Source organism: Actinosynnema sp. NPDC023658 (assembly GCF_040639995.1).
Classification (GTDB): domain Bacteria; phylum Actinomycetota; class Actinomycetes; order Mycobacteriales; family Pseudonocardiaceae; genus Actinosynnema.
This window is the reverse complement of sequence record NZ_JBFAAX010001492.1, coordinates 1-1,044: the sequence shown is the minus strand read 5'-3', so window position 1 is coordinate 1,044 and position 1,044 is coordinate 1. Positions and strand designations below refer to the sequence as shown.

The window sequence follows — 1,044 nt, the reverse complement described above, 5'->3', positions numbered from 1 at the left end:
CCAGGGTGCGGCTCATCGCCGCCGGGGACGTGCGCAGCCGCGCGGAGGCACGGGTGACGCTCTGCTCGCTCAGCAGGGCGTCGAGCGCGACGGCGAGGTTGGCGTCGAGGGTCGAAACTGGCCTGCTCACCGGCATCATTCCGTTCCAGGCAATGATTGGTTGCTGAGGTTCCCATTGTGGCAACGCGCTCCGGGACCGCACGATCGAGGGGCTTCCCACTCCGACGAAGACCCCGAGGATTGTCATGATCGTCATTACCGCCCCCACCGGGAACATCGGTCGGCGGCTGCTGTCACTGCTGGTCGAGGCCGCGCCCGCACGCGGAGAGGAGTTGCGCGTCGTGGTGCGCGATCCCGCCCGGCTCCCCGGGTCCGTGCGCGGGCAGGTCGAGGTGGTCACCGGTTCGCACGGCGACGCCCCGACCGTCGATCGCGCCTTCGCCGGGGCCGACGCCGTCTTCTGGTTGGTGCCGCCGGACGCCTCGGTCACGCCCGACGAGGCGTACACCGGCTTCACCCGGCCGGCCGCGCGGGCGTTCGCCGCCCACGGCGTCGGCCACGTCGTCGGCGTCTCGGCACTCGGGCGCGGCACCCCGCAGGCCGATCGGGCCGGCTTGGTCACCGCCTCGCTGGCCGCGGACGACCTCATCGCGGACTCCGGCGTCGCCTACCGCGCCCTGGCCTGTCCGTCGTTCTACGAGAACCTGCTGGAAGAGGTCGACCCGATCCGCGAGCACGGCGTGTTCGCCGACACCGTCGCCGCCGACCGGCCGGCCCCGCTGGTGGCCGCCGCCGACATCGCCGCGACGGCGGCGCGGCTGCTGCTGGACCGCGCCTGGACCGGTGTGGACAGCGTCCCGGTGCTCGGCCCGCACGACCTGTCGCCCGACGACCGGGCCCGCATCATGACCGCGGAGCTGGGCCGCCCGATCCGCTACCGGCGCCAGTCGCTCGACGAGCTGCGGACCACGCTGCTCGGCCACGGCCTCCACGAGGCGTTCGTCGAGGGTGTCGTCGACATGAAGCGCGCCAAGGACGAGGGCC

Annotated in this window: 1 protein-coding gene and 1 pseudogene; one reads left to right on the top strand and one right to left on the bottom strand. The window is 73.4% G+C overall.

Annotation, left to right across the window (positions count from 1 at the left end):
• Positions 1-136: pseudogene (locus AB0G02_RS42035) on the bottom strand (LysR family transcriptional regulator); the annotation flags it as partial.
• Between the two features lie 109 nt (positions 137-245).
• Here AB0G02_RS42035 and AB0G02_RS42030 point away from each other — a divergent pair.
• On the top strand, positions 246-1,044 hold a 799-nt coding region (locus tag AB0G02_RS42030), incomplete at its 3' end, for an NAD(P)H-binding protein (RefSeq protein WP_360806720.1).